Source organism: Cellulomonas shaoxiangyii, from assembly GCF_004798685.1.
GTDB lineage: Bacteria > Actinomycetota > Actinomycetes > Actinomycetales > Cellulomonadaceae > Cellulomonas > Cellulomonas shaoxiangyii.
Genome location: NZ_CP039291.1, coordinates 2,274,075 through 2,300,909, shown reverse-complemented (window position 1 = coordinate 2,300,909; position 26,835 = coordinate 2,274,075). Strand labels below are relative to the sequence as shown.

The window sequence follows — 26,835 nt, the reverse complement described above, 5'->3', positions numbered from 1 at the left end:
GATCGCCATGACGCAGGAGCCCGAGGGCGACGACGGCACGCTGGCCGTGCCGACGCCGCAGCGCCGCACGTCCAAGCTCGGCATCGTCGGGGCCGGCGCGGTCGGCTCGACCATGGCCTACGCGGCGCTGATGCGCGGCGCGGCCCGCACGGTCGCGCTGCTCGACGTCAACCGGCAGAAGGTCGAGGCGGAGGTCCTCGATCTCAGCCACGGCATCCAGTTCATGTCGATGGCCGAGGTGGTGGGGTCGGACGACGTGTCGGTGCTCGCCGACTGCGACGTCGTGGTCTTCACGGCCGGCGCCAAGCAGCGGCCCGGTCAGTCGCGCCTCGACCTCGCCGAGGCGACCATCTCGCTCGTGCGCAAGGTGCTGCCGGGGATCGTCGAGGTGGCCCCGAACGCGGTCTACGTCATGGTGACGAACCCCGTCGACGTCGTCACGTACGCCTCGCTGCAGATCTCGGGGCTGCCGCCGGCCCAGCTCTTCGGCTCGGGCACCGTGCTCGACTCCTCGCGCCTGCGCTACCTCATCGCGCGGCACACCGGCGTGGCGGTGCAGAACGTGCACGCGTACGTGGCCGGTGAGCACGGCGACAGCGAGCTGCCGCTGTGGAGCTCGGCGTCGATCGGCGCGGTGCCGCTGCTCGAGTGGCCGGGCGTCGGGGGCCACGGGCCGCTCACGAGCGAGGTGCGCGAGGCCATCGCGCACGAGGTCGTCGAGTCGGCGTACCGGATCATCGAGGGCAAGGGCGCGACCAACTACGCGATCGCGCTGGCGGGCTCGCGCATCATCGAGGCCGTCCTGAAGGACGAGCAGCGCATCCTGCCCGTGTCGTCGCTGCTCGACGGCTACCTCGGGATCTCCGACGTCTGCCTGAGCGTGCCGACGGTCGTGGGTGCCTCGGGCGTCGCCGAGCGCCTCGAGGTGCCGATGTCGTCCGACGAGCTGCTGGGGCTGCGGCGCTCCGCCGAGGCCGTCCGCACCGTCGCGCGGCGCTTCGGGTTCTGACGGGGACGAGGCACTGCGCACGACGCGGGCCGGACGGCGAGGAGGTCGCCGTCCGGCCCGCGTCGTGCGGCCCGACGTCCGTCAGAGGCTGCGCAGCACGCTGACCACGCGGCCGAGGACGGTGGCCTCGTCGCCCAGGATGGGGGAGTAGGCGGGGTTGTGCGGCAGGAGCCACACGTGCCCGTCGGTGCGCTTCAACGTCTTCACGGTCGCCTCGCCGTCGATCATGGCCGCGACGATCTGGCCGTTCTCCGCGACCGGCTGGCGGCGCACCACGACCCAGTCGCCGTCGCAGATCGCCGCGTCGACCATCGAGTCGCCCGCGACCCGCAGGAGGAAGAGGTCTCCCTCGCCGACCAGCTGCCGGGGGAGCGGGAACACGTCCTCGACGACCTGCTCCGCGAGGATCGGCCCGCCGGCGGCGATCCGCCCGACCACCGGCACGTAGGACGGGGCCGGTGCGCCGTCGCGCTCGGGCGCGTCCGTGCCCAGGTCGACGCCGCGGGCGGGGGGCAGCGTGCCGACGGTCCGCGCGTCGTCCGGCTGCACGACCTCGATCGCGCGCGGCCGGTGCGGGTCGCGACGCAGGAAGCCCTTGCGCTCGAGCGCGGTGAGCTGGTGCTTGACGCTCGAGGGGCTCGTGAGGCCGACCGCGTCGCCGATCTCGCGCATGCTCGGGGGGTACCCGCGGGCCTCCACCGACGCGCGGATCGTGTCGAGGACGAGGCGCTGGCGCGCCGTGAGCCCGTCGGAGGCCCCGTCGGCGCCGAGCTCGACGACCGTCGCCGCGGCGCTCGTGACGTCCTGCGCGGCCGTCGCGGCCGTCCTGGTCCCGCCCTGCACGCCCACGGCGCCTCCTGATCCCTGCGCTGGTCCCTGCTCGGTCCTTGCTGGTCCTTGCCCGGTCCGTGCTCCGGCCGTCCCTGCCGTGCGTCCCGCGGCCCTGCCGCCGCGCCGCCCGCCGCGTCCGTGCTGGTCAGGGGGCCGTGTCGGTGGTCGGTGGTGCACTTCGTGACGCGCCCCAGCCTAGGGGTGCACGGGTGCCGGATCAAACATCTGTTCGAGCGTGTCTCGACGGATGTCGGAGGCGTCTGCTAGAACTCGTACAGGCGTTCGACGAACAGGTGTTCGAGACGACGGAGGACAGGACATGAGCGCGATGACGATCGCACCGGGCCGGATCGCGGCCGGGACGACGGCCGGACCGACGGGCGGGGCGGGGCGAGCGGCCCCCGGGCGCCCGTCGGCACGGGTGGCGCGCACGACCGCGGCGGAGGCCCCGCTGCGGCTCACGGCGCGCGGCCGCCTCGTCGTCTGGCTGCTGGCGCTCACGCTCGCGGTCGCGTCGGGCGTCGGTGGCGCCGCGCTGTCGGCCCGGGCGGACGGCCCGCGGGGCGGGACCGAGGTGGAGCGCGTCGTGGTGGCGCCGGGGGAGACGCTCTGGGGCCTGGCCGCCGCGGTCGCCGGCCCCGGCGACGACGTGCGCGACGTGGTGCTGCAGCTCATGGAGCTGAACGAGCTGCCGGCGGGCGGGCTGCAGGCCGGGCAGACGGTCGTGGTCCCCGCCCGCTGAGCGTCCGGTCGGACCCGGAGGTACGCGTGCCTCCGTCGGGCCCGGAGGCACGCGTGCCTCCGTCGGACCCGGGCACGTGTGCCGCGGGCACCCGCGCGGACGGGCGTGCCGGCAGGGCCCACGCCGACCGGCCGCGGCGGGCGCACCGGCGGTCGTGCTTGCGACCGTTCTCCGCACGGCCTACCGTCACCACGTCCTACCGGTCGACGGGCGCCCCGGCGGCCGCGGCACGCCGCTCCCGAGAGGTCCCTCGTGCACTGTCCGTTCTGCCGGCACACCGACTCGCGGGTCGTCGACTCCCGTACGTCCGACGACGGGTCCTCCATCCGGCGGCGTCGCCAGTGCCCCAGCTGCCACCGCCGGTTCACGACGGTCGAGACGGCCAGCCTGTCGGTCGTCAAGCGCTCGGGCGCGACGGAGCCGTTCAGCCGCGAGAAGATCGCGAACGGCGTCCGGAAGGCGTGCCAGGGTCGTCCCGTCAGCGAGGACGACCTCGCGCTGCTCGCGCAGAAGGTCGAGGAGACGCTGCGCTCCGCCGGCTCGGCCGAGATCGACGCCTACGAGATCGGCCTCGCGATCCTGGGGCCGCTGCGGGAGCTGGACGAGGTCGCGTACCTGCGCTTCGCGAGCGTGTACCAGGCCTTCGACTCGCTCGACGACTTCGAGGCGGCCATCACGGTGCTCCGCGCGGAGCGGGAGCAGCAGGGCGCGGCGGACGCCGCCGCCGGCGCGTCGGCGGACGAGCCCGCCCGCTGAGCAGCCGCCCGGCAGGACGAGCCGCAGGGCGCTCGGCCGGGGTCGTCCGGCTCGCCGGCGGGGGTATCGACTGGTGCCATCGGTCGCCGTCCGGCACCCTGGGGTCTCCCGAGGACGACGGAGGTGCCCCCATGGTGAACGACGACCGGCCGAACGCGGCCAGCGACGAGGCGAAGGCCCGGTTCCGCGAGGCGCTCGAGCGCAAGAAGACGCAGGGCCACCGCACGGCCGACGGCACGCGCAACACGGGCCAGGTGCACGGCTCCGAGACCGCCGGCCCCACGCAGCGGCGGTTCCAGCGCAAGTCGGGCTCCGCCTGACCGACCGGCCCGGTGCGCCCGCGTGGCGCACGTGCGCCACGACCAGCGGCGCGTCACCCCTCGGGAGGTGACGCGCCGCTGGTGTGCGTGCGCAGGAGCCGGCGCGCGCTGTCAGGACAGCAGCCGCAGGCGCAGCGACTCGGGCCGGCCGGCCAGCGCCTGGACGACGGCGGGGTCGATGAGCGTGCTCACGTCGGTGACGACGTACCCCAGCTCGCCGCGCGTCGCCAGGAGCTGGCCCTCGATGTTCACGCCGTGCTCCGCGAGCGTGGCGTTGATGGTTGCCAGCACGCCCGGCACGTTGCGGTGCAGGTAGGCGATGCGGTGGGCGTCGGGACGCTGGTCGAGGGCGAGGTTGGGCAGGTTGACGGACAGGTTCGTCGAGCCGGTGGCGAGGTGGTCGCGCACCTTGTTCGCGACGAACCGGCCGATGGCCTCCTGCGCCTCCTCGGTCGACCCGCCGGTGTGCGGGGTGAGGATGACGTTCGGCAGGCCGCGCAGCTCCGACTCGAACGGGTCCCCCTTGCGCTTGGGCTCCACGGGGAAGACGTCCACCGCGGCGCCCGCGACGTGGCCGGACAGCACCGCCTCGCGCAGCGCGGCGTAGTCGACGACGAACCCGCGCGACAGGTTGAGGAAGACGGCCCCGGGGCGCATGCGCGCGAACTGCTTGGCACCGAACATGCCCGCGTTGCCCGAGCGGCCGTCGACGTGCAGCGTCACCACGTCGGCCGTCTCGAGCAGCTCGTCCAGCGTGTCCATGCGGCGCGCGTTGCCGAGGGCGAGCTTCTCGGCGGTGTCGTAGAAGACCACCGACATGCCGAGGTTCTCCGCGAGCACGGACAGCTGCGTGCCGATGTTGCCGTACCCGATGATGCCGAGCGTCCGCCCGCGGACCTCGTGGGCGCCCGTGGCGGACTTGTTCCAGACACCCGCGTGCATCTCGGTGTCGAGCACCGTGAGCCGGCGGGTCAGCGCGATGATGTCGGCGATCGCGATCTCGACGACCGACCGCGTGTTCGAGAAGGGCGCGTTGAACACGGCGACGCCGCGGTCCGCGGCCGCGTGCAGGTCGATCTGGTTGGTCCCGATGCAGAACGCCCCGACGACCTCGAGGTCGGGCGCGGCGGCGAGCACCTCGGCCGACACGTGCGTCTTCGAGCGGATCCCGAGCACCTGGACGCCGGCGAGGGCCTCGATCAGCTCGCCCTCGTCGAGCGCACCCGTCCGGGTGACGACGTCGAAGCCGGCCGTCTCGAGGATCTGGCGGGCCTGGGGGTGGAGGTTCTCCAGCAGCAGCGCGGTGGGCACGCCCCATGGTGCTCCCGGTCCGGGTCGTGGACCAAAGCCGTCCCGTGGACCGGACGCCGTGCCCGCCTCGTGCCGGGCACGGCGTCCCGCCGCCGCGTCACCGCGCCGTGCAGGTCAGGGCCGGTGTGCCCTCGCCTCCCGACGTGGTGGCCAGGAACCCGAAGCTGGTGGAGGCGGCCGGTCGCAGCGCGGCGTTCCAGCCGGCGTCGCGGGCCTGCAGCGTGCTGCCCGACGCGGTCACGGTCGCGTTCCACGCCTGGGACAGCGTCGTGCCGGCGGGCAGCGTCACGCCGACCGTCCACCCCGCCACGGCCGCCGTGCCCGCCGTGACCGTGATCTCGCCCTGGAAACCGCCCGGCCACCGGGACACGGCACGGAACGTCGCCGTGCACCCCGCGGGCGCGGACGTGGGCGTGGCCGTCGGGGTCGGGCCGGCCGTGGGAGTCGCGGTCCGCGTCGGTGTGGGTGTCGGTGTGGGTGTCGGTGTGGGAGTGGGCGTCCGGGTCGGCGTCGGCGTCGGCGTGGCCGTGGGCGTGGGCACGGGCGTCGCGGCCGCGCCCCATGCCTGCGGGCCGTCGAGCCAGGCCGCCCGGCGCAGCGCCCAGTCCTGCACCTCCTGCACCTGCCCGCGCCACGTGCCCGTGGTGGACGTGATGAACGGGCCCACCATGCGGGTCGTCAGGCGCGGGTAGCGCCGCACGTCCCGCGCCGCGGCGTTCTCCACCTGTGCCGACAGCGTCGCCACCCGCTGGCGCAGCGCGGCGTCCGAGAGCGGTCCGCGCCGCAGCTCCTGCCAGCGTGCGCGCACGCGGTTGGCGAACGCGGGGTCCGCCATCAGGATCGTGAACCAGTCCGTGGCCACGGGCTGGCGCGTCTGCTGGTACTGCCACCCGGCGGTCTGCTCGTTGCCGAAGTACCCGCCGACGCCGAAGGTGAGGTCGTAGTCCCACAGCGGGCCCGCCGTCAGCAGCCCGCCGCGGTCCTTGTACAGGTAGAGGCTGCGGTAGTAGGCGTCCATGTTGCGGCTCAGCTCGTTGACGATCACCAGGTCGACGAACGAGCCCACGTCGATGAGCGACGGGTACCCGGTCGCCGGGTCGGCGCGCCCCGGCCCGTGCAGGACGTCGTGCAGTCGTTGCACGTACGCCGTGATGTACGCCCGCTGCTGGGCGACGAGGTCGTCGGGGTCGTGCACCTCCAGGTCGGTCCAGCAGGTGGCCGTCGCGCCGGCGCACGACAGCGTCGGGCCCTCCGTGGCCTTCCACTCGAACTTCAGGATGTACCCGCCCTCGACCGCGGGGGCCGTGACGTCGTCGGCGTCGAGCTTCTTGAGGTCCAGGCGGTCCTTCTGGTTCTTGATGGTCTCCAGCAGGAGGTAGACGCCCCGGTAGTCGTCCGCGGCGACGGGAGCGGCGTCGTCGTTGACGTAGACCTCGACGAACCGGTACCGCGGCACGGCGAGGCCCATCTCGCGCCCGAGGTCGAGCACGAGGGCCTCGCGCACGAGCGACTTGTCGGCGTACGGACCGCGCAGCACCCAGTCCGACTCGGCGGGCATGCCGAAGAAGGGCAGGTCGAGGTCGTCGTCCTGCGCGTCGCGCAGCTCGAGGCGGTACGGCTTCTTGTCGAACATGCGGCTGGACTGCCCGCGCAGGCGGTACCCGGCCCGGCCGACGAGCGTCGGATCGGCGGTGAGCGACGTCGTGCCGCCCGCCGGCTGGAACTCCATGGCCGCGACCGAGTGGTAGTCGTCGGCGACGGGGCCGCGTCCGTAGGAGTCGAGCAGCAGCACCGGGAGGTCGTGCGCCGTCGTCACGGCGGTGGCGACGTACTGGGCGGTGCCCGGCTCACCGGTCGGCGTGCCGCCGCTGAACGCCTGCGCCCGGACCTCCGTGCTGCGGGTGAGCCGCAGGGGGGAGGCGTACACGGGGGACGACGCCGTGGGGGCGGACCCGTCGGTCGTGTAGCGGACCACGGCGCCCGTGACGGCCGTGCCGAGCGCGACGGACACCTCGCCCGTGAACGTGCCGGGCGGGACGGAGAAGGTGACGTCGCCCTGCAGGCCGGTGTCGACGGCGGCCGGCAGGGGCGCGGCCCGGCCGGGTCCGGCGGACGCGGGCAGCGCGCCCGCCGGGAGGACGAGGGCCGCCACGACGGCGGCGGCGGCGAGCGTGCGACGGACGGGGTGCGGCATGACGAGCCTCCTCCGGCCCGGGACGGGCCGCGTGCGGTGCCGGCGGGACGACGGCGGTGTCGGGTGCGGGCGGGTGCAGTGAGCAGGACGGTCAGCGCGGGTCGGGCGGCGTGGCGTGGGGGAGCAGGTGCCGGTGCAGGGTGCGGCTCCACCGGGTCGCGGGGAGCTCGCGCCGCAGGGTCGCCAGCCCCGTGGCGTACTTCGAGATGCGCACGGGGCGGTGCCCGAGGGACCAGAGCGCACGGTCGGCGGCGGACGCGGTCGACCCGCTCTTGGTCTCCACCACCGCGAGGCGCCGCAGGTGCAGCGGCGTGCGTCCGTCGTCCCACGTGAGGTCCACGTCGACGGTGAGCCGGCTCGCCGTGCCCGGCAGCAGCAGGGTCGCGCGGGCGTACCGCGTGACCAGCACCGGCGCGAGCACGAGGTCGTCGGCGCCGACGACGCCGCGCGCGGTGAGCGTCGCGCACACGAACGCGCGGCCGGGCGCCACGTCGGCGCGGTGCTCGAGCGCGTGCTCCACCCGCTCCTTGACGGTCGTCCCGCGGCTGCCGCGGGTCTTGACCTCGAGCCAGCAGGCCGCCGAGTCCACGTACGTGCGGGTGCGGACCTTGAAGCGCTGCCGACGGCGGTGGGCGGCGAGGCGGTACGCGAGCAGGTCCGGTGTGTCGAAGTACACCGACTCGTAGTCGAAGACGCGCAGGTCGCCGATCCGGAGCACGCGCGCGTCCGTGGGCAGCCCCCGCAGCAGCGCCTCGACCGCGTCGAGCGGGACCAGGTACTTGCGGTCCACCCGCGTCTGCAGCGCGGCGGTGGCGACGAGCGCGTCGAGCCCGACGGTCCCGAGCCGGGCGAGGGGCTCGGCGAGCGCGGCGCGGTCGGGTCGGGGGGCGGCGGCGAGGCCGCGCGCCGGCAGGACCGCGGCGGCGGCCGTCGCGGCCGTCACGGGGTCGTCCCGGGCGCGGAACCGGACCACGTGCCCGCGGGCGCCGCGCCGGGGGACGACGTCGCGGTGCGTGCGAGTGCGCTCGTGCGCACGACCGGCGTTCCGGCCCGCCGTCCGGTGCGGCGACGCCCCGACGGCGGCGTCAGCACCTCGTAGCGGACGTCGACCCAGGTCGTGTCGTCGACGAGGTCGACGCGCTGCACGCTGACCGTGTGCACGCGGGCACCGAGCAGGCCCTCGAGCCGCGCGACGAGCGCGACCTCGTCGACGTGCGCACCGTCGAGCACCAGCTCCTGGCGGCGGTGGCGCTGCAGCAGGCGCGGGTGGTCCGCGGCGAGCACGGCGACGAGCAGCAACGCCATGAGCGCGGGCCCCTGCCACGGCTCGGGCGCGGGCAACGCCCCGAGGATCCCCAGCGCGAGCGCGGCGAAGTAGTACGCGACCTCGCGCTGGCCGATCTCGGTGGACCGCAGCCGGATGATCGAGAGCACGCCGAAGAGGCCGAGACCGAGCCCGGCGCCGACGCCGCCGGAGCCGAGCGACGCAGCGACGGCGAGGACGCCCACGTTGACGCCGATGAACGCCACGACGAGGTCGCGGCGGCGGTGGCGGCGGAAGTACGTCCACGTGAGCAGTGCCACGGCCACCAGGTCGGCGGCGATGAGCACGAGTCGGTCCATGACGCGGTGCACCCCCTGCAGTGGCGTCCAGCCGTCCGCCCGGTGAACTGCCGGTGGACGGTGTGCGAACGACAGGGACATTGCGTGCGGGGCGCGCACGGGGTCAACGTGCTAAACGATTTCCATAACGATATCGACATCGTTTTCCAGGAATTGCCAGATTCAGTCGGCGAGCCCCGTCGGCAGCGGCCGGGAGTGCACGACCTCGAGCACGCGGGTCGGGCGCGTCATCGCGACGTACAGGTCGCCCCCGGAGGCCGCCAGCACCTCCGCCGGCTCCACCAGCACCACCGCGTCGAACTCGAGCCCCTTCGCCTGCGTCGGCGTCAGCACGACCAGCGGCGCGTCGAGGTCGACCACGTCACCGGTCGGGGGCGTCCGCCCGAGGCCGCGCAGCGCCTCGAGCAGCGCCGCGGTGCGCGCACCGACCGCGATCACCGCGGTCCGCCCCGCTCCGGCCTCTCCGCCCACCTCGGTCGCGAGCGCGTGCGCGGCGGCCGCCGCCGTGGGGACCAGCGCGGCGTCGTCGGCCGCGCGGGTCAGCCGCAGCGCGTCCGGCACCTCGCGTGCGGACGTCTGCGGGGTGAGGGGCAGCCGCGCGGCGCGGGCGACCCGCTGGGCGGCCTCCGCCACCGTCCGCGGCGTGCGGTAGTTGACCGTGAGCTCGGCGACGCGCCAGCTGCCCCGCAGCACGGGGTCCAGCGTGCGGGCCCAGTCGTGCGCACCCGCGGCGGCCGAGGTCTGCGCGACGTCGCCGACGATGGTCAGGGAGCGCGTCGGGACGCGCCGCAGGAGCGCCCGCCAGGCCATCGGCGACAGCTCCTGCGCCTCGTCGACCACGACGTGCCCGTAGGCCCACGTCCGGTCGGCGGCGGCGCGCTCCGCCGTCGTGAGCCTCGGCCCGGTGCTCGCGAACCGGTCCGCGAGCACCTCCGCCGACACCATGTCGTCCGCACCCGTCGAGCGCAGCACGTTGCGCGCGTACTCCACCTCGGCGGTGCGGCGCTCGGCGTCCGCGCGGGCCTGGGCCCGCGCGGCCTGGTCGTCCTCGCCGAGCAGCTCCGCGGCCTCGTCGAGCAGCGGCACGTCGGCGGGCGTCCACGGCGCGTCCGCGGGCCGCGCGAGGCTGCGGCGCTCGGCCGGCGACAGCTCGGGTGCGGCCGCCTCGAGGCGGTGCGGCTTCGTGTACAGGTCCGTGAGGAGCCCCTGCGGCGTCAGGGGCATCCACGCGAGGTTCAGGGCGATGCGGATCTCCCGCGTCGTGCGCAGGTCCTCGACGATCTCGGCGCGGTCCTCCGCCGGGACGTCCCACGCGAGCTGCTGGACGTACTGCTCCGCGAGCCGGGACAGCATGTCCCGCACGAACGTCACGCGCGCCTGGTTGTGCGGCTTGTGCTGGCGGCGCGCGCGCGCGATCGCCGCGGCGACGTCGTCGGGCCGCACGACGACCGTCCGCCCGTCGATCCGCACCCGCACCGGCTCCGCAGGGACGCGCTGGCGCTGGCGCACGGCGCGCGCCACGACGCGCGCCATGACGGCGCGGCCCTTGACCGCCGCGACGGCGTCGTCCTCGACTCCCCGCGCCTCGACCCCGGGCACGAGCTCGGCGACCGTCGCGGTCACGACGCCCGTCTCCCCGAGCGACGGCAGGACCTGGTCGATGTAGCGCAGGAAGGTTCGTGAGGGCCCGACCAGCAGCACGCCGGAGCGCTCCAGGAGGCGCCGGTGGTTGTAGAGCAGGTAGGCCGCGCGGTGCAGCGCGACGGCGGTCTTGCCGGTGCCCGGGCCGCCCTGCACCACGAGCGCACCGCTGAGCTCCGAGCGGATGATCGCGTCCTGCTCGGCCTGGATGGTCGCGACGATGTCGCCCATGCGTCCCGTGCGCCCGGCGGCGAGCGCCGCCAGCAGCGCGCCCTCGCCGGACAGGCCGGAGAGGCTGTCGGGGTCGGCGCCCGCGGCGGTGAACGCGTCGAGGTCCAGCACGTCGTCCTCGACGCCCGTGACGCGACGGCCCGCGGTGACGAGGTGGCGGCGGCGCACCACGCCGTCGGGCCGGGCCGACGTCGCGCGGTAGAACGCCTGCGCGGCGGGCGCGCGCCAGTCCGTCAGCAGGGGCGTCTGCTCGTCGTCGTTGAGGCCGATGCGGCCGATGTACCGGCGCTCGCCCTCGACGAGGTCGAGCCGGCCGAAGGCGAGCCGGTCCTCGACGGCCTCGAGCTGCGCCACCCGGTCCTCGTACAGGGTCGCGAAGGCGTCCCGCTCCGAGCGGTTCTGCGGGGAGCCCGAGGGCCGCTGACGGCGCACGTCGGCGAGGCGTCGGCGCGCCTGCGCGCGCAGCTCGTCGAGGCGCGCGTACAGCCCGTCGACGACCCTCTGCTCGCCGTCCAGCTCCCGGTCGCTCCCAGCCACCTGCGCGCTCACCCCCGTCGTCCGGCCGTGCGGGCGCACGGGCGGCCGTCCATTATCCGCTCCCACGGGCCCGCCCGTGCGGTGCGGCGCCCGGGGCGTGTCGGCGGCCGGGTGCCCCGCCGTCGGAGCGCTGCCCTACAGTTCTCCCTGCCGATCCCGCACCAGGCGGGCAGACCTGCGGAAGGACGGGCGTTGACGACCTCCCCGGCCACGTCGCACGACGACCTGCGCGGCCGCGCCGACGTCGACGCCGGGCTGCGCATCCTGCTCGTCGAGGACGACGAGGGCGACGCGCTGCTGGTCCAGGAGCACCTCGCCGACGCGGGGCTCGCCGGCGGCATCGTCTGGGCGCGCTCGGTGGACGAGGCGCTCGCCCACCTCGACGTCGACTGCGTCCTGCTCGACCTCGGCCTCCCCGACGCGATGGGCCTGGGGGCGCTCGAGCGCGTCCTGGCGGCCGGCGCGCCCCCGATCGTCGTGCTGACCGGCCTCACGGACACCGACGCGGGGCTCGCCGCGCTCGCCGTCGGCGCGCAGGACTACCTCATGAAGGGCGACGTCGAGGGGGACAGCCTCGCGCGCGCCGTGCGCTACGCCGTCCAGCGCCGTCGCCTCGAGGACACCGACCGCGCCCTGTACCGCAGCCTGGTGCGCGCGGCGGAGACCACGCGCCTCGAGCGGGCTCTGCTGCCCCGTCCCGTGCTGGCGGACCCGCGCCTCGAGGTGCGGGTCGGCTACCGCGCGGGACGCGACGGTCTGCTCGGCGGCGACTTCTACGACGTGGTCGAGCGCCCCGACGGGCGCGTGCTCGCCATCGTGGGCGACGTGTGCGGGCACGGGCCGGACGAGGCCGCGCTCGGGGCCACGCTGCGCACCGCGTGGCGCACCCTCGTGCTGGCCGACGTGCCGGCCGGCGAGGTGCTCGTGCTGCTCGAGCGGGTCCTCGAGGCCGAGCGGGCACGGCCCGAGGTCTTCACGACCGTCTCGATGCTCGCCATCGCGCCCGACCGTCGCTCGGCGGACCTGTATCTCGCGGGCCATCCCGTGCCGCTGCTGCTCGGCGAGCACTCCCGGCTGCTGCCCGCCGACTCGCGCGGCCGGGCGCTCGGCATCCCCGTCGGGGGCGGGTGGCCCGCGCGCCGGCTGGACCTGGGCGCGTCGTGGCGCGTGCTGATGTACACCGACGGGCTGCTGGAGGCCACCGTGGGGCCCGGCGGCGAACGGCTCGGCAAGGCCGGGCTGATGGAGCTCACCGACGCGACGCTGCGTGCCACGAGCGGTGCGCCCGTGCCGGTCCGCGGCCAGGAGGAGGACCCCGTGCTCGGCCACCTGATCGGCGCCGTCCGTGCGCGCCACGGCGGCGACCTCGTCGACGACGCCGCCGTCGTGCTGGTCGGGTGGGGCGCATGAGCGCCGCCGTCACGGCGCAGCCCGCGATGACGCTGCGCCGGCGGCTCAGCGGGCTCTTCGCCTCCGCGGGCCTCGTGCTCGGCCTGGTCGTCCTGCTCACGGCGACGGTGTTCGTCCGCACGCTGGACCTGCAGGGCGCGGTCACGGAGGAGTACTTCGACGCCGTGACGGAGACGGACCGTGCGTTCGTCTCCCTCGTGGACGCCGAGACCGGGCTGCGGGGCTACGCGCTCACGGGCGACCCGGTGACGCTCGAGCCGTACGAGCGTTCCCTCGAGTCGGACTCCGACTTCGGCGCGACCGCGCTCGCCGTCGCGGAGATCTCCGGCGACGACGGCATCGTCGACGCGTACGAGGTCGCGGTGGCAGCGGCGGGCGCCTGGTACTCGGAGTACGCCGAGCCGCTCATCGCGCAGATCGAGGCGGAGGGCCCGGCGTCCGTCACGCCCGCGCAGATCGAGGCGGGGCGCGTCTACTTCGACGAGGTGCGCGCCGGCGTCGGCGGGTACCTGGACCGGCTGCGGGGCGTGCGCGCCGACGCGGTCTCCGAGCTCGAGCGCCTCACCAACCTGTCCGCCGCCCTGATCACGACCGTCGTGCTGACGTCGGTCGTCGTCAGCGTGCTGATCTGGGTCGCGCTGCGGCGCTGGGTCGTCACCCCCGTGGACGCGCTCGCCGCGGACGCGCGGGCGGTCGCCGAGGGGGACCTCGAGCACCACGTCGCCTCGGACGGCCCGGGAGAGATCGAGGCCCTCGCGCACGACGTCGAGCAGATGCGCGTGGCGCTCGTGGCGCAGCTCGCCGAGCTGCGCCGCTCGCGCACGGAGATCGCCGACGCGCACGACCGGCTCACCGAGCAGGCCGAGGAGCTGCGCCGGTCCAACCGCGACCTCGAGCAGTTCGCCTACGTCGCCTCGCACGACCTGCAGGAGCCGCTGCGCAAGGTCGCGAGCTTCACCCAGCTCCTGCAGAAGCGCTACGGCGGCCAGCTCGACGAGCGCGCCGACCAGTACATCGAGTTCGCCGTGGACGGCGCCAAGCGCATGCAGCGCCTCATCCAGGACCTCCTCGGCTTCTCCCGCGTCGGCCGCCTGGGTGGGGAGGTCGTCGACGTCGACCTCGGCAAGGCGCTCGAGCGCGCCGTCGACCAGCTCGACGAGCGCATCGAGGACGCCGGCGCCGTGGTGACGCACGACGACCTGCCGGTGGTGCGCGGCGAGGAGCCGCTGCTCGTCCAGCTCTTCCAGAACCTCGTCGGGAACGCGGTCAAGTTCCGGCACCCGGACCGTGTGCCGAGCGTCCACGTCAGCGCGCGCCGCGTGGAAGACTCCTGGGAGATCGAGTGCCGCGACAACGGCATCGGCATCGACCCCCAGTACGCCGAGCGGGTGTTCGTCATCTTCCAGCGGCTGCACGCCAAGGACGTCTACGAGGGCACCGGCATCGGCCTCGCGCTGTGCAAGAAGATCGTCGAGTTCCACGGCGGTCGCATCTGGATCCCCGAGACGGCGGGGGAGGGCACCACCATCCGGCTGACCCTGCCCGCGGCCGCCGGGGCTGACACCCCGTGAGGGGACGGACGGAGCGGAACGTGGCGGACCAGAAGACGATCGAGGTGCTCCTCGTCGAGGACGACCCGGGCGACGTGCTCATGACGCGCGAGGCGTTCGAGCACAACAAGGTCCGCAACCGCCTCTCGGTCGTCTCCGACGGCGTCAGCGCGCTCGAGTTCCTGCGCAAGCAGGGGGAGCACGCCGACGCCCCTACGCCCGACCTCATCCTGCTCGACCTCAACCTGCCGCGGATGGACGGGCGCGAGGTCCTCGAGGCCCTGAAGTCCGACGCGGCGCTGCGGTCCATCCCCGTCGTCGTCCTCACGACGTCCGAGGCGGAGGAGGACGTGCTGCGGATGTACTCGCTGCACGCGAACGCGTACGTCACCAAGCCCGTCGACTTCGACCGGTTCATCGACGTGGTCCGCCAGATCGACGAGTTCTTCGTCGAGGTCGTGCGGCTGCCGGGTCGCTGAGCGCGCCCGTCGAGGCCTCGGGGCGTCGACGTGCCCGCCGCGGGAAGAGCCGCGGGCCCTGCGGCGTTGCACCCCGTGACAGGACGACGACGTGAGTGAGTGGAGCGACATGCTGGACCCCCGGGGCATCTACGACGTGGACGCGCAGGTCGCCGAGCGCCTGGACGCGCGCACGGCGGGCGGCACGGGCCCGGTGCTGCTGCACGCGGTCCGCGGCTTCGTCGACGCCGGTCAGGCAGGTCAGGTCGCGGCCGACCACCTGCTGTCGGCCGGCACGGGCGAGCGGCTCGTCACCTTCGACGTCGACCAGCTCCTCGACTACCGGTCGCGCCGTCCGGTGATGACGTTCGACGGTGACACGTGGACCGAGTACGACGCGCCCGAGCTGGTCGTGGACGTGCTCGAGGACGCCGCCGGCGTGCCGTTCCTCCTGCTGCACGGCGTCGAGCCGGACACGCAGTGGGAGCGGTGGGCGTCGGCCGTCCGCCAGGTCGTCGAGCGCTTCGAGGTGCCGCTCGTCGTGGGCGTGCACGGGATCCCGATGGGTGTGCCGCACACGCGACCGACGTCGGTCACCGCGCACGCGACCCGCGCCGAGCTCGTCGCCGACCACCAGTCGTTCTTCGGCACCGTCCAGGTGCCCGCCAGTGCGGCCGCGCTGCTCGAGCTGCGCCTCGGCGAGCAGGGCCACGACGCCGTCGGGTTCGCGGTGCACGTCCCGCACTACCTGGCGCAGTCCGCGTACCCGACGGCGGGCGTCACCGCCCTGCGGCAGGTGGAGCGTGCGACGGGCCTGGACCTGGCCGTCGCGGCGCTGCAGCCCGCGGCCGAGGAGGCGATGCGCGAGGTGGAGCGGCAGGTCGCGCAGGCGCCCGAGGTTGCGTCCGTCGTCGAGGCGCTCGAGGAGCAGTACGACGCGTTCACCCGCAGCATCGGTCGCACGAGCCTGCTCGCGCAGGCGACGGACCTGCCGACCGCCGAGGAGATCGGCGCGGAGCTCGAGCGCTTCCTCGCCGAGCAGACGGACGACGGCCCGGAGCGCTGACGCGCGGAGCGTCGCCGGCGTGCGGCGCCGCACGCGGCCGTCGTGACCGGATCGTTGCGGTTCGGATGCGGACGGGCGTCCGACGACGTGGCGTACGCCACACCGTTGGTGCAAGGATGCAGCCGTTGCAGTGACGTACGGACGCTCGACCGGGCCCGTGGTCGCCCGTCGGGGCGCAGTGCGGAACCGCCGGCCCCCTGGGTCGGACCACCCGGTGCAGGACGTGAGGCATTGCGGCGCGGCGCGGGCACGAAGGCTCGCGTCGGTCACCGGTGGGACGCGAAGGAAGCACGACATGGCACAGGGTGCGGTCAAGTGGTTCAACGCCGAGAAGGGCTACGGGTTCATCGCCCAGGACGGCGGCGGCGCCGACGTCTTCGTCCACTACTCGGCCATCGACTCGCAGGGCTACCGCTCGCTCGACGAGGGGCAGCGCGTGGAGTTCGAGATCACGCAGGGCGCGAAGGGTCCGCAGGCGGAGAACGTCCGTCCGCTGTGACCGGAGCGTCGTGAGCGGTACCGGGCACCGCCCGGCGACGTGAGGACGGGGCCGCACCCACGGGGTGCGGCCCCGTCGTCGTCCCGCGCGGTGGGGCGGGTCAGGCGCAGACGTCCGCGGCCGCCGGTGCGTCCGGTGCGGCGACGTCGCCCGCCTCCGCGCCGGGGTCGACGGGCGGCGCCGCGACGTCCGCGTCCCGCAGGGGTGCCGCCCGGCCGACGAACGCGCGCGCGTCGGCACCCACGAGCACGCGCGCGGGCACGGGCAGCGTGCGCAGCGTCCGCGCGAGGCCGGGGTCGTCGAGCAGCCCGTCCTCGTCGGTCCCCGCCAGGACGAGGTTGCCGTAGTGCCGGCCGCGCAGCTGCCCGGGCTCCGCGACCACCGCCACGTACCGGAAGACGGTCGCGAGGGTCGCGGCCTCCGCGCGCGCCAGCGCGAGCGGCGGACGGTCGGCGCAGTTGGCCAGGTACAGGCCGCCCGGCCGGAGCACGCGCGCGACGTCACGCGCGACCTCGGCGGACGTCAGGTGCTCGGGCGTCCGGTCCCCGGCGAACACGTCGCGCACGACGACGTCCCACGAGGCGTCGGCCATGCCGGCCAGCTCCGTGCGCGCCTCACCGGTGCGCAGGCGCAGCCGTGGCGCACGTGGCAGCGCGAACCACGCCCGCACGAGCCGCGCGAGCTCGCCGTCGAGCTCCACCGCGAGCTGGCGCGCACCGGGGTGCCGGTGGGCGAGCGTCCGCGCGAGCGCGCAGCCGCCCGCGCCGAGGTGCAGGACGGCCGGGTCAGGGCGCCGCGCGGCGAACGTGTCGACGACGGCCGCCATCTGCTGCATGTACTCGAAGTCGAGCAGGTCGGGGTCGTCGAGGTCGACGAACGAGCTGGGCACGCCGTTGACGAGCAGGGTGGCGGCACGTGGCCGGCCCGGCTCGGGCACCACCTGCGCCGTGCCGGTCGCGACGGCGACGGGCCCGACGGGCCAGGGCGCCACGTCGGGTTCGCGTGTCGGTGGTCGGCGGGAGGATGCGGGACGACGGGCCACGGCTCACGGTAACCGGCGGCTGACGCCGGCCGTGCAGGGTCTTGCGTCGATCGAACACTTGTTCGATCATGGTGTCGGCGGGTGTTCCGCCGCGACGGGAGGTGGGTGCGATGGCCGGACCGGTGAGCGTCCTGCGGCCCGGAGCGACGACCGTGCTGCCGCCCCAGACCGCCGACCTGCTGGCGCGGGCGGACGCCGAGCTGCTCGCCGCCCAGTTCTCGGGTGAGCCGTGGGAGATGTTCTCGCACGCGCACCTCGCCGCGCTGCGGGCCGGTGCGGCCGTGGTCGCCGCTCGCGGGCGGCCGTCGGGGCGCGGGGCGCCGCGCACGGTGTGGGGGATGCTCGACGCGGTGGCCCCCGAGCTGCACGCGCACTCGGCCCTCTTCGCCCAGTCGGCGGCGCTGCGCTCGGCGGTGGACGCGGGCCGGTTCGAGCTCGTGTCCGACGCGCGTGCGGAGCGCGCCCTGTGCGCTGCCGAGGACCTCGTCGACGCGGCGCGTGCGCTGCTCGCGGACCGCGCGGGTGACGTGCCGGCGCACGCAGCGGCGTCCCGGTGACGGGCGCCCCGGCGCGGGCGGTACCCGCGGAGGACGGCTGCCACGTCCTGCACGTCGAGGTGGACGCGCCCGCGGTCCAGGTCGCGCTCGCGCGCCGGCCGCAGCTCACGGGACTGCCCGTGCTCGTCGGCGCGGGGGGCATGGTGCACGACGCGTCGCCCGAGGCCCGCGCGTTCGGCGTCGGGCGAGGCGACGACCTCGGTGCCGCGCTGGCGCGCTGCCCGCACGCCGTGGTGGTCCCGGTGGACCCGGTCGCGGTCGCGGCCGTGCGGGACGGTCTGCTCGCCGTGCTGGAGGAGGTCACGGCGCTCGTGGAGCCGGTCGGGACGACGGCCGCCGCCTACGTCGACGTCGGCGGCGCCCGGCGGCGGCTCGGGCCGCCGACCCGGATCGCCTGGACCGTCCGTGACCGCCTCCGCGAGCGGTACGGCGTCGGCTCGTCCGTCGGCATCGGCGCGACCAAGGTGGTCGCGCGGCTCGCCGGGCGGTCCGCCCGGCCCGACGGCGTGCTGCTCGTGCCGCGTGCGGCGACCGCCCGGTTCCTGCGCGCGCACCCCGTCGCGGCGCTCGCCGAGGTCGACGGCCCGTTGGAGGCGGCGCTGGCCGCCCAGGGCATCCGCGGTCTGGCTCAGCTCGCCGACGCGTCGCCCGCGAGCCTGCGGGGCCTGGGTCGGCCGGCTACCGCGCGGTGGCTGCAGGACCTGGCCTGGGGCCGTGACCCCCGTCCGGTCGTGCCGACGCCGCGCGCACCGGCGGAACCGGTGGTCCGTGCGGCCGTCGCGTGCGCGGACGCGGCGGGGCGCCGGGCCGCGCTCGAGGAGCACGTGCGGGAGGCGGCACGCGCGTGCGGCCGCGCGCTGGACGCGCGGCGGCAGGCCGGCCGGACGGTCGTGCTCACCGTCCGGACGTCGGACGGTGCGGAGCTCACCCGTTCCCGCACGCTCGACACCCCGTCCGGGAGCGCCCGGGAGCTCTACCTGGTCGCGCGCGCCCTGCTCGCGGGCGTCGCCTGGGACGCCGTCCCGGTGTCCCTCGCCGTCTCCGTGTGCGGGTTGACGGACGTCCCGTCGACGGTCCGCGCACCCCGCGCGGGGGAGGCGGACGAGGCGGTGCCGTCGGTCCGGGTGCCGCCGACGGGTGCTCGTGGGGCCCTCGGCCCGGCGGCGTGGCGAGTCTCACCCGCTCCGGTCGCTCGCCCGGCGCAGCGCTCGACTACCACCATCGTCATAGCCGACATATCCTGAACACCCATAGTCCACCGGAGTGCGACGGGGGTCGCCATGCCTCTCTCCGAGTACGAGCAGCGCGTTCTCGAGCAGATGGAGCGTCAGCTGACCTCTGACGACCCTCGGCTCGCGAACACGCTGACCAACCGCGGTGGCCGTCGCCCGGTCACGCGGTACGTCGTCGCCGGCGCTGGTGCCGTCGTCGGCCTCCTGCTGCTGGTCGTCGGTGCCGCGTCGTCGTTGCCGTGGCTCGGTGCCATCGGCTTCGTCGTGATGTTCGCCGCCGTGGCTTTCGCCTTCGCCACCCCGCGGAGCCCGCGGTCGGGACCACAGGGCGCGGTCCGGCCCGACGGGACCGTCCGGCCCGCGGCCGCCAGGCGGCCGGCGGGCCGCAAGCAGGGCTTCATGTCCCGCCTCGAGGAGCGCTGGGACCGCCGCCGGAACGAGGGTGGTCGCTGACGGTCCACCTGACGTCCTGACCGGACCCGACCGGGCGTGACCGGCGAGTCCCGGTCGGCCTGCCCGTGGTGCGCCGTCGGCTCCCGAGCCGACGGCGTCGTCGCGTCAGGGCACCCGTCGGGACGCCACCGCAGAGGCCGCCCGCGTTCGTCCGGGTGGACCGGTCAGGAGCGGCCGCGTGCCGATCGGGCCCCAGCGCCGGCTGGCGGGCGGTCGCCGACGAGCTCCGCCACCCGGCCGCGCACCGTCGCCACCCACCCGTCCAGCTCGGCGGGGTCGACGGCAGGCGGTGCCGGGGCGTAACGGCTGCCCTCGACCGCGGCCACGAGCCGTTCGAACGCCGTGAGCGCCGCGCCGTCGAGCGTCGACTCGGTGCGCAGGACCAGCGTCCGCTGCACGTCGTGCAGCGCCCCGCGTGGCGTCGTCGCGTCGGACCACTCCACGTCGAGGCGGGCGAGCTCCCGCCGCAGCGTCGACCACGCGTGCTCGGGCGTCGTCGCGAGCGCGCGGCGTCCGCGCCGCGACATGACGAGCAGCGTCGCGGCCCCGCCGAGCACGAGGACGCCGAGGGCGACGGTCAGGGCGACCGCCTGCCACGGGACCCCCTCGTCCTGCGTCGCGGGCGCCGGCGCCGCGGGCGCGGTCGCGCCGGCGGCCGGCCCGGGCGTCGCGCGACCGCCGGCGAACTCCTCCGGGATCGTGCTCGGGGCCTGGACGCCCGTGAACGGGTCCGCCCACGCGGGTGGGGCCCCCGTCTGCGACGCGGGAGTCGGCTCGAACCGGACCCAGCCCTGCCCCTCGAAGTAGAGCTCGGGCCACGCGTGCGCGAGGCGCCCGGTGACGACGTACGTGCCGTCCTCGGCCCGCTCGCCGGGCAGGAAGCCCACGCCCACGCGGGCGGGGATGTCGAGCATCCGCGCCATGACGGTCATCGCCGTCGCGAACTGCACGCAGTACCCGCGCCGCGACTCGAGGAAGTCCCAGACCGCGTCGGAGGTCCGGGCCGGTGGCACGCGCGTGTCGTACGCGAAGTTGGTCGCGGAGCGGAACCAGCCCTGCAGCGCCATCGCCTGGGCGTACGGGGTCTGCGCCTCCGCGGTGATCTCGGCGACGACGCGCTCGACGTCCTCGCGGTGCTCGGTCTCGGGCACCGCCGTGTACAGGTCGGCGTCCCGCGGCCTGCCGACCGGGGCGGCGCGCAGCTCGTCCGCGGTGAGCTCGGGGACCTGCACGAGCATGGAGTACGCCAGGTCCGCGTCCGTGGCGTCCTCGCCGACGACCTCGTCACGCTCGGCGTCCCAGCCCCAGACGCCCGGCACCTGGACGGTCCGCGGGTGCGTGCTGACCGGCAGCCGCCGCTCGCCCAGGGTCCCGACGACCACGTCGACCTCGGCCAGCGTGCCGGCCGCGGCGTCGGGGACCGTGCCGGCGACCTCGGGGTCCGACGACAGCAGCAGGGACCGGTCCCACTCCCGGAGCTCCTCCGGCTCGACGCGGTCCCACGTGCGTCCGTCGAACGACGCGAGCGTGAACGCCCGGAAGGGACCGACGAGCCGTGCGTCCACGGCTCGCGCGGCCGGGCCGCTCGCGGAGGCGGTGGGGACGGGTCCGGTGTCGTCCGCGCCGCCCTCCGCCGCCTCGTCGGGCCCCGCGGTGGGGTCCGTGACGCGGTAGCGCAGCACCTCCTGCGCCGAGCGTGCGCCGAGGCTCTCGCGGAGGTCGAGCTGGTCGCTCAGCTCGAGCGGGCCCACGGGCGCCGCCCCGAGCTGGGGGAGGCGCACGGACGCCCACCCGGGGACGTCCATGAGCGGTGGTCCGGCGACGAGCGCGACGGTGGCGAGCAGACCGGCGCCCGCGCCGGTGGTCGCGATGCGACGGCGACGCCCCGCGTGGGCGTGCTGCGGGGCGGCGCCGAACGCCAGCAGCGCGAGGTACACCACGCCGGTCCAGAACACCGGTGCCGCGCCGGCGGGGAAGCCCAGCACGATCGCGGGCACCCACAGCGCGAGCAGTGCGAGGCCGGCGACCGCCGGCACGCGCAGGCCCAGCACGGCGAGGTCGACGAGCAGCAGGACGCCGATGGCGCCGACGACGACGAGCATCTCGCCGGGGCGCACGTCCGGCATGGGGACGAACGAGTCGTTGACGACGGCGACGCCCTCGCGGGCGAGCGCCCACGCGCGGCGGAACGCGCCCGGGTCGGGCAGGAACTGCGGGCGTCCGGGCGGTGCGCCGTAGCGCAGCGCGACGCCGACGGCGGCGACGGCGGCGCCCACGGCGGTCGGCGCCCACCACACGCGCGTGAGCGCCCGGGCGGCGGCCGCGGCGGCGCCCACCAGCAGGACGGCCACGCAGGCGACGACAAACCAGCGTCGCCCCACGACGAGGCCGCCCAGCGCCAGGAGGCTCGCCCACGTGGCGGCCACGCACAGCGCGGAGCCGACGACGGCGCGCAGGCCCTGCTCCGGTCCCTGCGGCCGGTTCACCGTGCGCTCCCGAGCAGGCGCATCCAGCACGCGACGGCGTCCTCGCCCGTCGTCGCCGGAGCGACCCGCCAGCCCGCGCGCACCAGTGCGGCCTGCGTGTGCTGCGCGTCGCGGCTGTCGGCGGCGTGCCGGCCGTCCGCCTGCACGAGCGCCCAGCCGTGTGCGGCGTCGCCGACGTGCGCGAGCGCGGCGCGCGCGGGCGCCGACAGGGGCCCGAGCACCGCGATGACGATCTCGCCGTCCGTTCCGGCCGTGTGCAGCAGGCGGGCGGCGTCGAGCAGGTGGGCGTCCGCCGCGGCCGACGAGCGCGCGGGCTCCAGGTCGATCGTGGCGTCGAGCAGCGCGGCGCGCGCCTCCGGCCCGCTGCGCGCGTGCACGAAGCCCGATGCGCCGGCGGCTCCCGGACCGGACCCCGTGGCGATGCCCGCGCCGACGAGCCGCACCGGGTGCCCGCCGTCGAGCATCGCGAGCGCCATGGACGCGGCGACGGAGATCGTCCACTCCACGGTGCTCTGGCGTACCGGCAGGTCGATGAGCACGGTCACCGGCCGCATGCCTGCGCGCTCGTCCGAGCGCACGACCAGCGCGCCGCGCCGTGCGCTCGACCGCCAGTGCACGCGCCGCAGGTCGTCGCCCTCCCGGTAGTCACGAAGGTTGGCGTCGTCCGTGGAGGGCGAGCGTGCGCCGAGCGCGACGCGGTCCGGCTCGCCGACGAGCACGTCGCCGGGTGCGGGCAGGGCCGAGACGGCGGGCCACACGGCCACCTCGGACTCCTCGCCCAGCGTCGTGCGCGCCCGCACGACGCCGAACACGTCGGTGCGGGTCACGACGAGCGGCCCGAGGGGCCACCGGCCGCGCTGGGTGGTCCGCACGGGGTAGGTCACGGCGACGTGGTCGGCCGCCCGGCGCACGCGTGCGCGCAGCGCGCGCCCTCCCGAGAGCTCGACGGCGGCCTGCTCGGCGAACCGCAGGCCCGCGAGCCGCGCCCGTCCGCCCCCGTCGAGCGCGCGGACGTCGACGCGCACCTGCGCCTCCGCACCGGCGTGCACGGGGTTCGGGGCGACCTCGCGGACGACGTCGAGCCGCCGTCGGCCGCGTGCGGGGTCGCCCAGCGCGACGGCCGCGAAGGCTGCGCCGACGAGCAGCAGCAGGAGGACGCCCGCGCGGACGAGGTCGAGCGAGCCGAGCGACACGCCCAGCTGGAGCGAGACGAGCGCCGCCGCTGCCAGTGCCCAGCCGCGCACGGTCGGCCGCAGGCGCATCAGCCCAGTGCGCGCCGCACGCGGGCGGGCGCGTCGAGCGACGGCACGGGGGTGCGGGCCACGATGTCGGAGACGACGTCCTGCGTCGCGCGGCCCGACAGCCGCGACTCGGTGCTGGGCAGCAGGCGGTGGGCGAGCACCGGGACGGCGAGCTCCTGCACGTCGTCGGGGAGCACGTGGTTGCGCCCGCCCATCGCCGCGAGCGCCTTGGCGGCGCGCAGGAGCTGGATCGCCGCACGCGGGGACGCACCCAGCCGCAGGCCCGGGTCCTGGCGGGACGCGGCGACGAGGTCGACGACGTAGCGCTTGAGCCCCGGTGCGGCGTAGAGGCGACGTGCGACGTCGATCAGGCGCCCCACCTCGGCGGCGTCGGTGCCGGGCCGCAGCCGCTCGAGCGGATCGGCGGTCTCCTGCTGGTCGAGCATCGCGATCTCGGCGTCGACGCTCGGGTAGCCGACGGTCAGCCGGGCCATGAACCGGTCGCGCTGCGCCTCGGGGAGGGGGTAGGTCCCCTCCATCTCCACCGGGTTCTGCGTCGCGACGACGAGGAACGGGCGGGGGAGCGGGTACGTGCGCCCGTCGACCGTGGCCTGCGCCTCCTGCATGCACTCGAGCAGTGCGGACTGGGTCTTGGGGGAGGCGCGGTTGATCTCGTCGCCGATGACGACGTGCGCGAAGACGGGGCCGGGCCGGAACTCGAACTCGTGGGTCTGGGCCCGGAAGATGCTGACGCCGGTCAGGTCGCTGGGCAGCAGGTCGGGCGTGAACTGGATGCGCCCGACGGGCGCGTCGATGCTGCGCGCGATCGCCTTGGCCAGCGTCGTCTTCCCGACGCCCGGGACGTCCTCGAGGAGCAGGTGGCCCTCGGCGAGCAGGACGGCGAGCGAGACCCGGACGAGCTCCGGCCGGCCGGTGACCACGGACTCGATGCCGGCCCGCAGCCGGCTGGTGACCGCGACGAGCCCGTCGAGCTCGTCCGGTGACGGCAGTGCCTGCATGTGCGACTCCCTCGACGGACTGGCACGAGCGTACGTGGCGCACGCCACATCCGGTGGTGGTCCGCCCCACTTCCCTCCACCGTCGGCGGCCCGTGCCCTCCACCTCCCTCCACGGGGCCCGCGCGTCCGCGTCGCCGGTGCCCGGATCGCCCGCCGTTCGCCCGGTTCGTCCACGCGATCGAACGCGTCGCGGATGTGCGACACGTCGGGGATGCGCTTTCACCTCCACTTCGCTCCACGCGTGTGACCTGGGGCGACGTCCGTCATCAGGGTGAACTTGGCACTTTCACGGGGCCCGTGTGGAGCGAAGTGGAGTACCGTGGAGGCACATGGAGAGACCGGGAGCGACCGGTTCTCCGCACCGGTTCACCCGCATCGGGGAACCCACGGACGGGCCGAGGAAGGGAGTGAGGTGTCGCATGACTCGACCGGCGCCTTCGGTTCCTTCGCGCCCTTCCTCGGGACGTACACGCCGCGCCTCGACGACAAGGGCCGGCTCATCCTCCCGGCCAAGTTCCGGCCCCAGCTCGCGCCGGGGCTCGTCATGACGCGCGGCCAGGAGCGGTGCCTGTTCCTGCTGCCGATGGACGAGTTCCGCCGGATGCACGACCAGCTCCGCACGGCGCCGGTCACGAGCAAGCAGGCCCGTGACTACCTCCGCGTCTTCCTGTCCGGGGCCAGCGACGAGCTCCCCGACAAGCAGGGACGCATCTCCATCCCGCCGGTCCTGCGCAAGTACGCGGGCCTGGACCGGGACGTCGCCGTCATCGGCACCGGCACCCGCGTCGAGATCTGGGACCTCACCGCGTGGGAGACCTACCTGTCCGAGCAGGAGGCGGGATACGCCGACACGACGGAGGAGGTCTTCCCGAACGGCCCGTTCTGAGCCGTCCGCCGACCCACCGAGCGCCCGCCCCACCCGACCCGCACGCACCCCGCCGCCGACGACTCCCGCCGGTGGCGCGGCCCCGCACACCCTGCTCCGCCCGACGAGACCTCCTCCCGTCCGCTCTGACGCACTTCCCCGGCGCCAGAGAGGTCGGTGGGGGATCTGGCCGGACGGAGGAGGGTCCGCCCGGCCGACACCTCGCGGACCGAGACCTCTCGGTCCGACACCTCGCGGACCCCGGTCCGCGGCACAGCACGCCCGCACGAGCGATCGACGACAGCGCACCACACACGCAGGCACGAGCAGGAGGAGGAGCGCCATGGGCGAGCCGACCGCTGCCGACGCGTCGTCCCGCCACACGCCCGTCCTCCTGCAGCGCTGCCTCGACCTGCTGGGCCCGGCCCTGACGGCGCCGGGGGCGGTGATGGTCGACGCCACCCTGGGCATGGGCGGTCACACGGAGGGCGTCCTGCGCGCGTTCGACGAGGTCCGCGTCGTCGGCATCGACCGGGACCCGCAGGCGCTCGCGCTGGCCGGCGAACGGCTCGCGCCGTTCGGCGACCGGTTCACGCCCGTGCACGCGGTGTACGACGAGATCCCGGACGTGCTCGACCGCCTCGGGCTGCCGTCCGTGCAGGGCGTGCTCATGGACCTCGGGGTGTCCTCGCTCCAGCTGGACGAGACCGAGCGCGGATTCGCCTACGCCCACGACGCGCCCCTCGACATGCGGATGGACCCCACGCGGGGCCTGACGGCCGCGGACGTGCTCAACACGTACGACGAGCGCGCCCTCGCACGGGTGCTGCACGTCTACGGCGAGGAGCGGTTCGCGGGTCGCATCGCGGAGGCGGTCGTCCGTCGCCGCGCGCAGGCGCCGCTGACCCGGACCGCCGAGCTCGTGGACATCGTCCGCGCGTGCATCCCCGCCGCCACCCGCAAGACCGGCGGGCACCCGGCGAAGCGCACCTTCCAGGCGCTGCGGATCGAGGTGAACGGCGAGCTCGCCGCCCTGGAGCGCGCGCTGCCGGCCGCGATCGAGTCGCTCGCGGTCGGAGGCCGGATCGTCGTCGAGTCCTACCAGTCGCTCGAGGACCGCCTGGTCAAGCGCGCGCTGGCCGTGGGCGCCACGTCCAGCGCCCCGCCCGACCTGCCCGTGGAGCCCGCGACGCACGCGCCCTACCTGCGCCTGCTGACCCGGGGCGCCGAGGAGGCCGACGCCGAGGAGCTCGCGCGCAACCCCCGGTCCCAGTCCGTCCGCCTGCGCGCCGCCGAGCGCACCCGTCCCACGCCCGACCACTTGCGTACCGCGAGGAGAGCCGCATGAGCGCCCTGCCTGCCAGCGCCGCACGCACCGCGCGTGCGTACCCGCTGCCCGCCCGCCCGGCGGCCGCGCCGGCGCCCCGGCTCCGGGTCGTGCGCGCCCCCGAGCAGGCGCGCTCCCGCGTGCCGTTCGTGATCGCCTGCATGGCCGTCCTCGCCGGTGCCCTGCTGACGGCGCTCCTGCTGAACACGCAGATGGCGTCCCTCGCGTTCGAGCGCTACGAGCTCTCCAACGAGCTCGGCCGGCTCGACCAGGACCGCAAGGACCTCGTCGCCGCGCTCGACTCCCGGTCCTCGCCGGCACGCCTCGCCGAGGCGGCCACCGCGCTCGGCATGGTCGAGGCCAACGGGACGGGCTGGCTGCGCCTGGCGGACGGCAGCGTCCAGGGGGCGCCGGCGCCCGCGGGCGGATGAGCAC

Annotated in this window: 25 protein-coding genes; 15 read left to right on the top strand and 10 right to left on the bottom strand. The window is 75.6% G+C overall.

Going from position 1 to position 26,835, the window contains the following annotated elements:
- The first annotated feature begins 7 nt into the window (after positions 1–7).
- Entirely contained in the window at positions 8–1,009 is a 1,002-nt protein-coding gene (locus tag E5225_RS10435) for an L-lactate dehydrogenase (RefSeq protein ID WP_136225412.1), read from the top strand.
- 81 nt (positions 1,010–1,090) lie between these two features.
- Here E5225_RS10435 and lexA read toward each other — a convergent pair whose 3' ends face one another.
- Positions 1,091–1,858 carry a transcriptional repressor LexA gene (lexA, locus tag E5225_RS10430; RefSeq protein ID WP_166435906.1) on the bottom strand — a complete coding sequence of 256 codons (768 nt, stop codon included), beginning with the start codon at positions 1,856–1,858 and terminating at the stop codon, positions 1,091–1,093.
- Between the two features lie 301 nt (positions 1,859–2,159).
- Here lexA and E5225_RS10425 point away from each other — a divergent pair, with 301 nt between their 5' ends.
- The 3 genes from E5225_RS10425 to E5225_RS10415 all read left to right on the top strand — a co-directional run bounded on the left by E5225_RS10425 (position 2,160) and on the right by E5225_RS10415 (position 3,658).
- Positions 2,160–2,582 carry a LysM peptidoglycan-binding domain-containing protein gene (locus tag E5225_RS10425; protein WP_135972495.1) on the top strand — a complete coding sequence of 141 codons (423 nt, stop codon included), beginning with the start codon at positions 2,160–2,162 and terminating at the stop codon, positions 2,580–2,582.
- A 252-nt stretch (positions 2,583–2,834) separates the two neighbouring features.
- Positions 2,835–3,338, top strand: a complete 504-nt coding sequence (gene nrdR, locus E5225_RS10420) for a transcriptional regulator NrdR (RefSeq protein WP_135972494.1) — start codon at positions 2,835–2,837, stop codon at positions 3,336–3,338.
- Between the two features lie 131 nt (positions 3,339–3,469).
- On the top strand, positions 3,470–3,658 hold the full coding sequence (locus tag E5225_RS10415) for a DUF5302 domain-containing protein (RefSeq protein WP_135972493.1): 189 nt from the start codon (positions 3,470–3,472) through the stop codon (positions 3,656–3,658).
- Positions 3,659–3,769: 111 nt separating this feature from the next.
- Here E5225_RS10415 and serA read toward each other — a convergent pair whose 3' ends face one another.
- The 5 genes from serA to E5225_RS10390 form a co-directional block, all read right to left on the bottom strand.
- Positions 3,770–4,969 carry a phosphoglycerate dehydrogenase gene (serA, locus tag E5225_RS10410; protein WP_135972492.1) on the bottom strand — a complete coding sequence of 400 codons (1,200 nt, stop codon included), beginning with the start codon at positions 4,967–4,969 and terminating at the stop codon, positions 3,770–3,772.
- A 97-nt stretch (positions 4,970–5,066) separates the two neighbouring features.
- Entirely contained in the window at positions 5,067–7,163 is a 2,097-nt protein-coding gene (locus E5225_RS10405) for a CotH kinase family protein (protein ID WP_135972491.1), read from the bottom strand.
- 91 nt (positions 7,164–7,254) lie between these two features.
- The gene (locus tag E5225_RS10400) at positions 7,255–8,106 is read right to left on the bottom strand and encodes a polyphosphate polymerase domain-containing protein (RefSeq protein ID WP_243738116.1); all 852 of its coding nucleotides are present in this window, start codon (positions 8,104–8,106) and stop codon (positions 7,255–7,257) included.
- Positions 8,103–8,786, bottom strand: coding sequence for a DUF4956 domain-containing protein (locus E5225_RS10395; RefSeq protein ID WP_135972489.1), 684 nt, complete (start codon positions 8,784–8,786; stop codon positions 8,103–8,105). Before E5225_RS10395 ends, E5225_RS10400 begins: the two co-directional genes overlap by 4 nt.
- A 162-nt stretch (positions 8,787–8,948) precedes the next feature.
- Positions 8,949–11,195 (bottom strand): HelD family protein, encoded by a 2,247-nt coding sequence (locus E5225_RS10390; RefSeq protein WP_135972488.1) that lies wholly within the window; start codon positions 11,193–11,195, stop codon positions 8,949–8,951.
- A 192-nt stretch (positions 11,196–11,387) separates the two neighbouring features.
- On the opposite strand from E5225_RS10390, the gene E5225_RS10385 reads away from it, so the two are divergent.
- The 5 genes from E5225_RS10385 (at position 11,388) to E5225_RS10365 (ending at position 16,178) form a co-directional block, all read left to right on the top strand.
- Positions 11,388–12,605, top strand: coding sequence for a PP2C family protein-serine/threonine phosphatase (locus tag E5225_RS10385; protein ID WP_135972487.1), 1,218 nt, complete (start codon positions 11,388–11,390; stop codon positions 12,603–12,605).
- Positions 12,602–14,176 carry a sensor histidine kinase gene (locus E5225_RS10380; protein ID WP_135972486.1) on the top strand — a complete coding sequence of 525 codons (1,575 nt, stop codon included), beginning with the start codon at positions 12,602–12,604 and terminating at the stop codon, positions 14,174–14,176. The genes E5225_RS10385 and E5225_RS10380 overlap by 4 nt, the downstream gene beginning before the upstream one ends.
- A gap of 20 nt (positions 14,177–14,196) precedes the next feature.
- The gene (locus tag E5225_RS10375) at positions 14,197–14,634 is read left to right on the top strand and encodes a response regulator (protein WP_135972485.1); all 438 of its coding nucleotides are present in this window, start codon (positions 14,197–14,199) and stop codon (positions 14,632–14,634) included.
- 109 nt (positions 14,635–14,743) lie between these two features.
- Positions 14,744–15,679, top strand: a complete 936-nt coding sequence (locus tag E5225_RS10370; RefSeq protein ID WP_135972536.1) for a proteasome assembly chaperone family protein — start codon at positions 14,744–14,746, stop codon at positions 15,677–15,679.
- A gap of 295 nt (positions 15,680–15,974) precedes the next feature.
- Positions 15,975–16,178: a cold-shock protein gene (locus tag E5225_RS10365; RefSeq protein ID WP_135972484.1), complete on the top strand. Its 204-nt coding sequence runs from the start codon at positions 15,975–15,977 to the stop codon at positions 16,176–16,178.
- A gap of 100 nt (positions 16,179–16,278) precedes the next feature.
- Here E5225_RS10365 and E5225_RS10360 read toward each other — a convergent pair whose 3' ends face one another.
- Complete coding sequence (locus E5225_RS10360; RefSeq protein ID WP_243738115.1) at positions 16,279–17,169, bottom strand: spermidine synthase; 891 nt, start codon at positions 17,167–17,169, stop codon at positions 16,279–16,281.
- Positions 17,170–17,330: 161 nt separating this feature from the next.
- On the opposite strand from E5225_RS10360, the gene E5225_RS10355 reads away from it, so the two are divergent.
- From E5225_RS10355 to E5225_RS10345, 3 genes are read left to right on the top strand one after another with little or no spacing between them, the layout of a single operon-like run.
- On the top strand, positions 17,331–17,777 hold the full coding sequence (locus E5225_RS10355) for an SAV_6107 family HEPN domain-containing protein (protein WP_135972482.1): 447 nt from the start codon (positions 17,331–17,333) through the stop codon (positions 17,775–17,777).
- On the top strand, positions 17,774–19,021 hold the full coding sequence (locus E5225_RS10350) for a DNA polymerase Y family protein (RefSeq protein ID WP_135972481.1): 1,248 nt from the start codon (positions 17,774–17,776) through the stop codon (positions 19,019–19,021). Before E5225_RS10355 ends, E5225_RS10350 begins: the two co-directional genes overlap by 4 nt.
- 36 nt (positions 19,022–19,057) lie before the next feature.
- Positions 19,058–19,462 (top strand): DUF3040 domain-containing protein, encoded by a 405-nt coding sequence (locus E5225_RS10345; RefSeq protein ID WP_135972480.1) that lies wholly within the window; start codon positions 19,058–19,060, stop codon positions 19,460–19,462.
- 164 nt (positions 19,463–19,626) lie between these two features.
- Here the strand turns inward: E5225_RS10345 and E5225_RS10340 are convergent, their stop codons facing one another.
- Genes E5225_RS10340 through E5225_RS10330 form a run of 3 tightly spaced genes read right to left on the bottom strand, consistent with a single transcriptional unit; the run spans position 19,627 to position 24,208 of the window.
- Positions 19,627–21,948 carry a transglutaminase TgpA family protein gene (locus E5225_RS10340; protein WP_135972479.1) on the bottom strand — a complete coding sequence of 774 codons (2,322 nt, stop codon included), beginning with the start codon at positions 21,946–21,948 and terminating at the stop codon, positions 19,627–19,629.
- Positions 21,945–23,210 (bottom strand): DUF58 domain-containing protein, encoded by a 1,266-nt coding sequence (locus E5225_RS10335; protein WP_135972478.1) that lies wholly within the window; start codon positions 23,208–23,210, stop codon positions 21,945–21,947. Before E5225_RS10335 ends, E5225_RS10340 begins: the two co-directional genes overlap by 4 nt.
- Positions 23,210–24,208, bottom strand: coding sequence for an AAA family ATPase (locus E5225_RS10330; RefSeq protein WP_135972477.1), 999 nt, complete (start codon positions 24,206–24,208; stop codon positions 23,210–23,212). The genes E5225_RS10335 and E5225_RS10330 overlap by 1 nt, the downstream gene beginning before the upstream one ends.
- A 412-nt stretch (positions 24,209–24,620) precedes the next feature.
- On the opposite strand from E5225_RS10330, the gene mraZ reads away from it, so the two are divergent.
- From mraZ to ftsL, 3 genes are all read left to right on the top strand, one after another.
- Positions 24,621–25,094 carry a division/cell wall cluster transcriptional repressor MraZ gene (mraZ, locus tag E5225_RS10325; RefSeq protein ID WP_135972476.1) on the top strand — a complete coding sequence of 158 codons (474 nt, stop codon included), beginning with the start codon at positions 24,621–24,623 and terminating at the stop codon, positions 25,092–25,094.
- 322 nt (positions 25,095–25,416) lie between these two features.
- A complete protein-coding gene (rsmH, locus tag E5225_RS10320) occupies positions 25,417–26,421 on the top strand; it encodes a 16S rRNA (cytosine(1402)-N(4))-methyltransferase RsmH (protein WP_135972475.1) in 1,005 nt (334 codons plus the stop codon).
- On the top strand, positions 26,418–26,831 hold the full coding sequence (ftsL, locus tag E5225_RS10315) for a cell division protein FtsL (RefSeq protein ID WP_135972474.1): 414 nt from the start codon (positions 26,418–26,420) through the stop codon (positions 26,829–26,831). Before rsmH ends, ftsL begins: the two co-directional genes overlap by 4 nt.
- Positions 26,832–26,835: the final 4 nt, after the last annotated feature.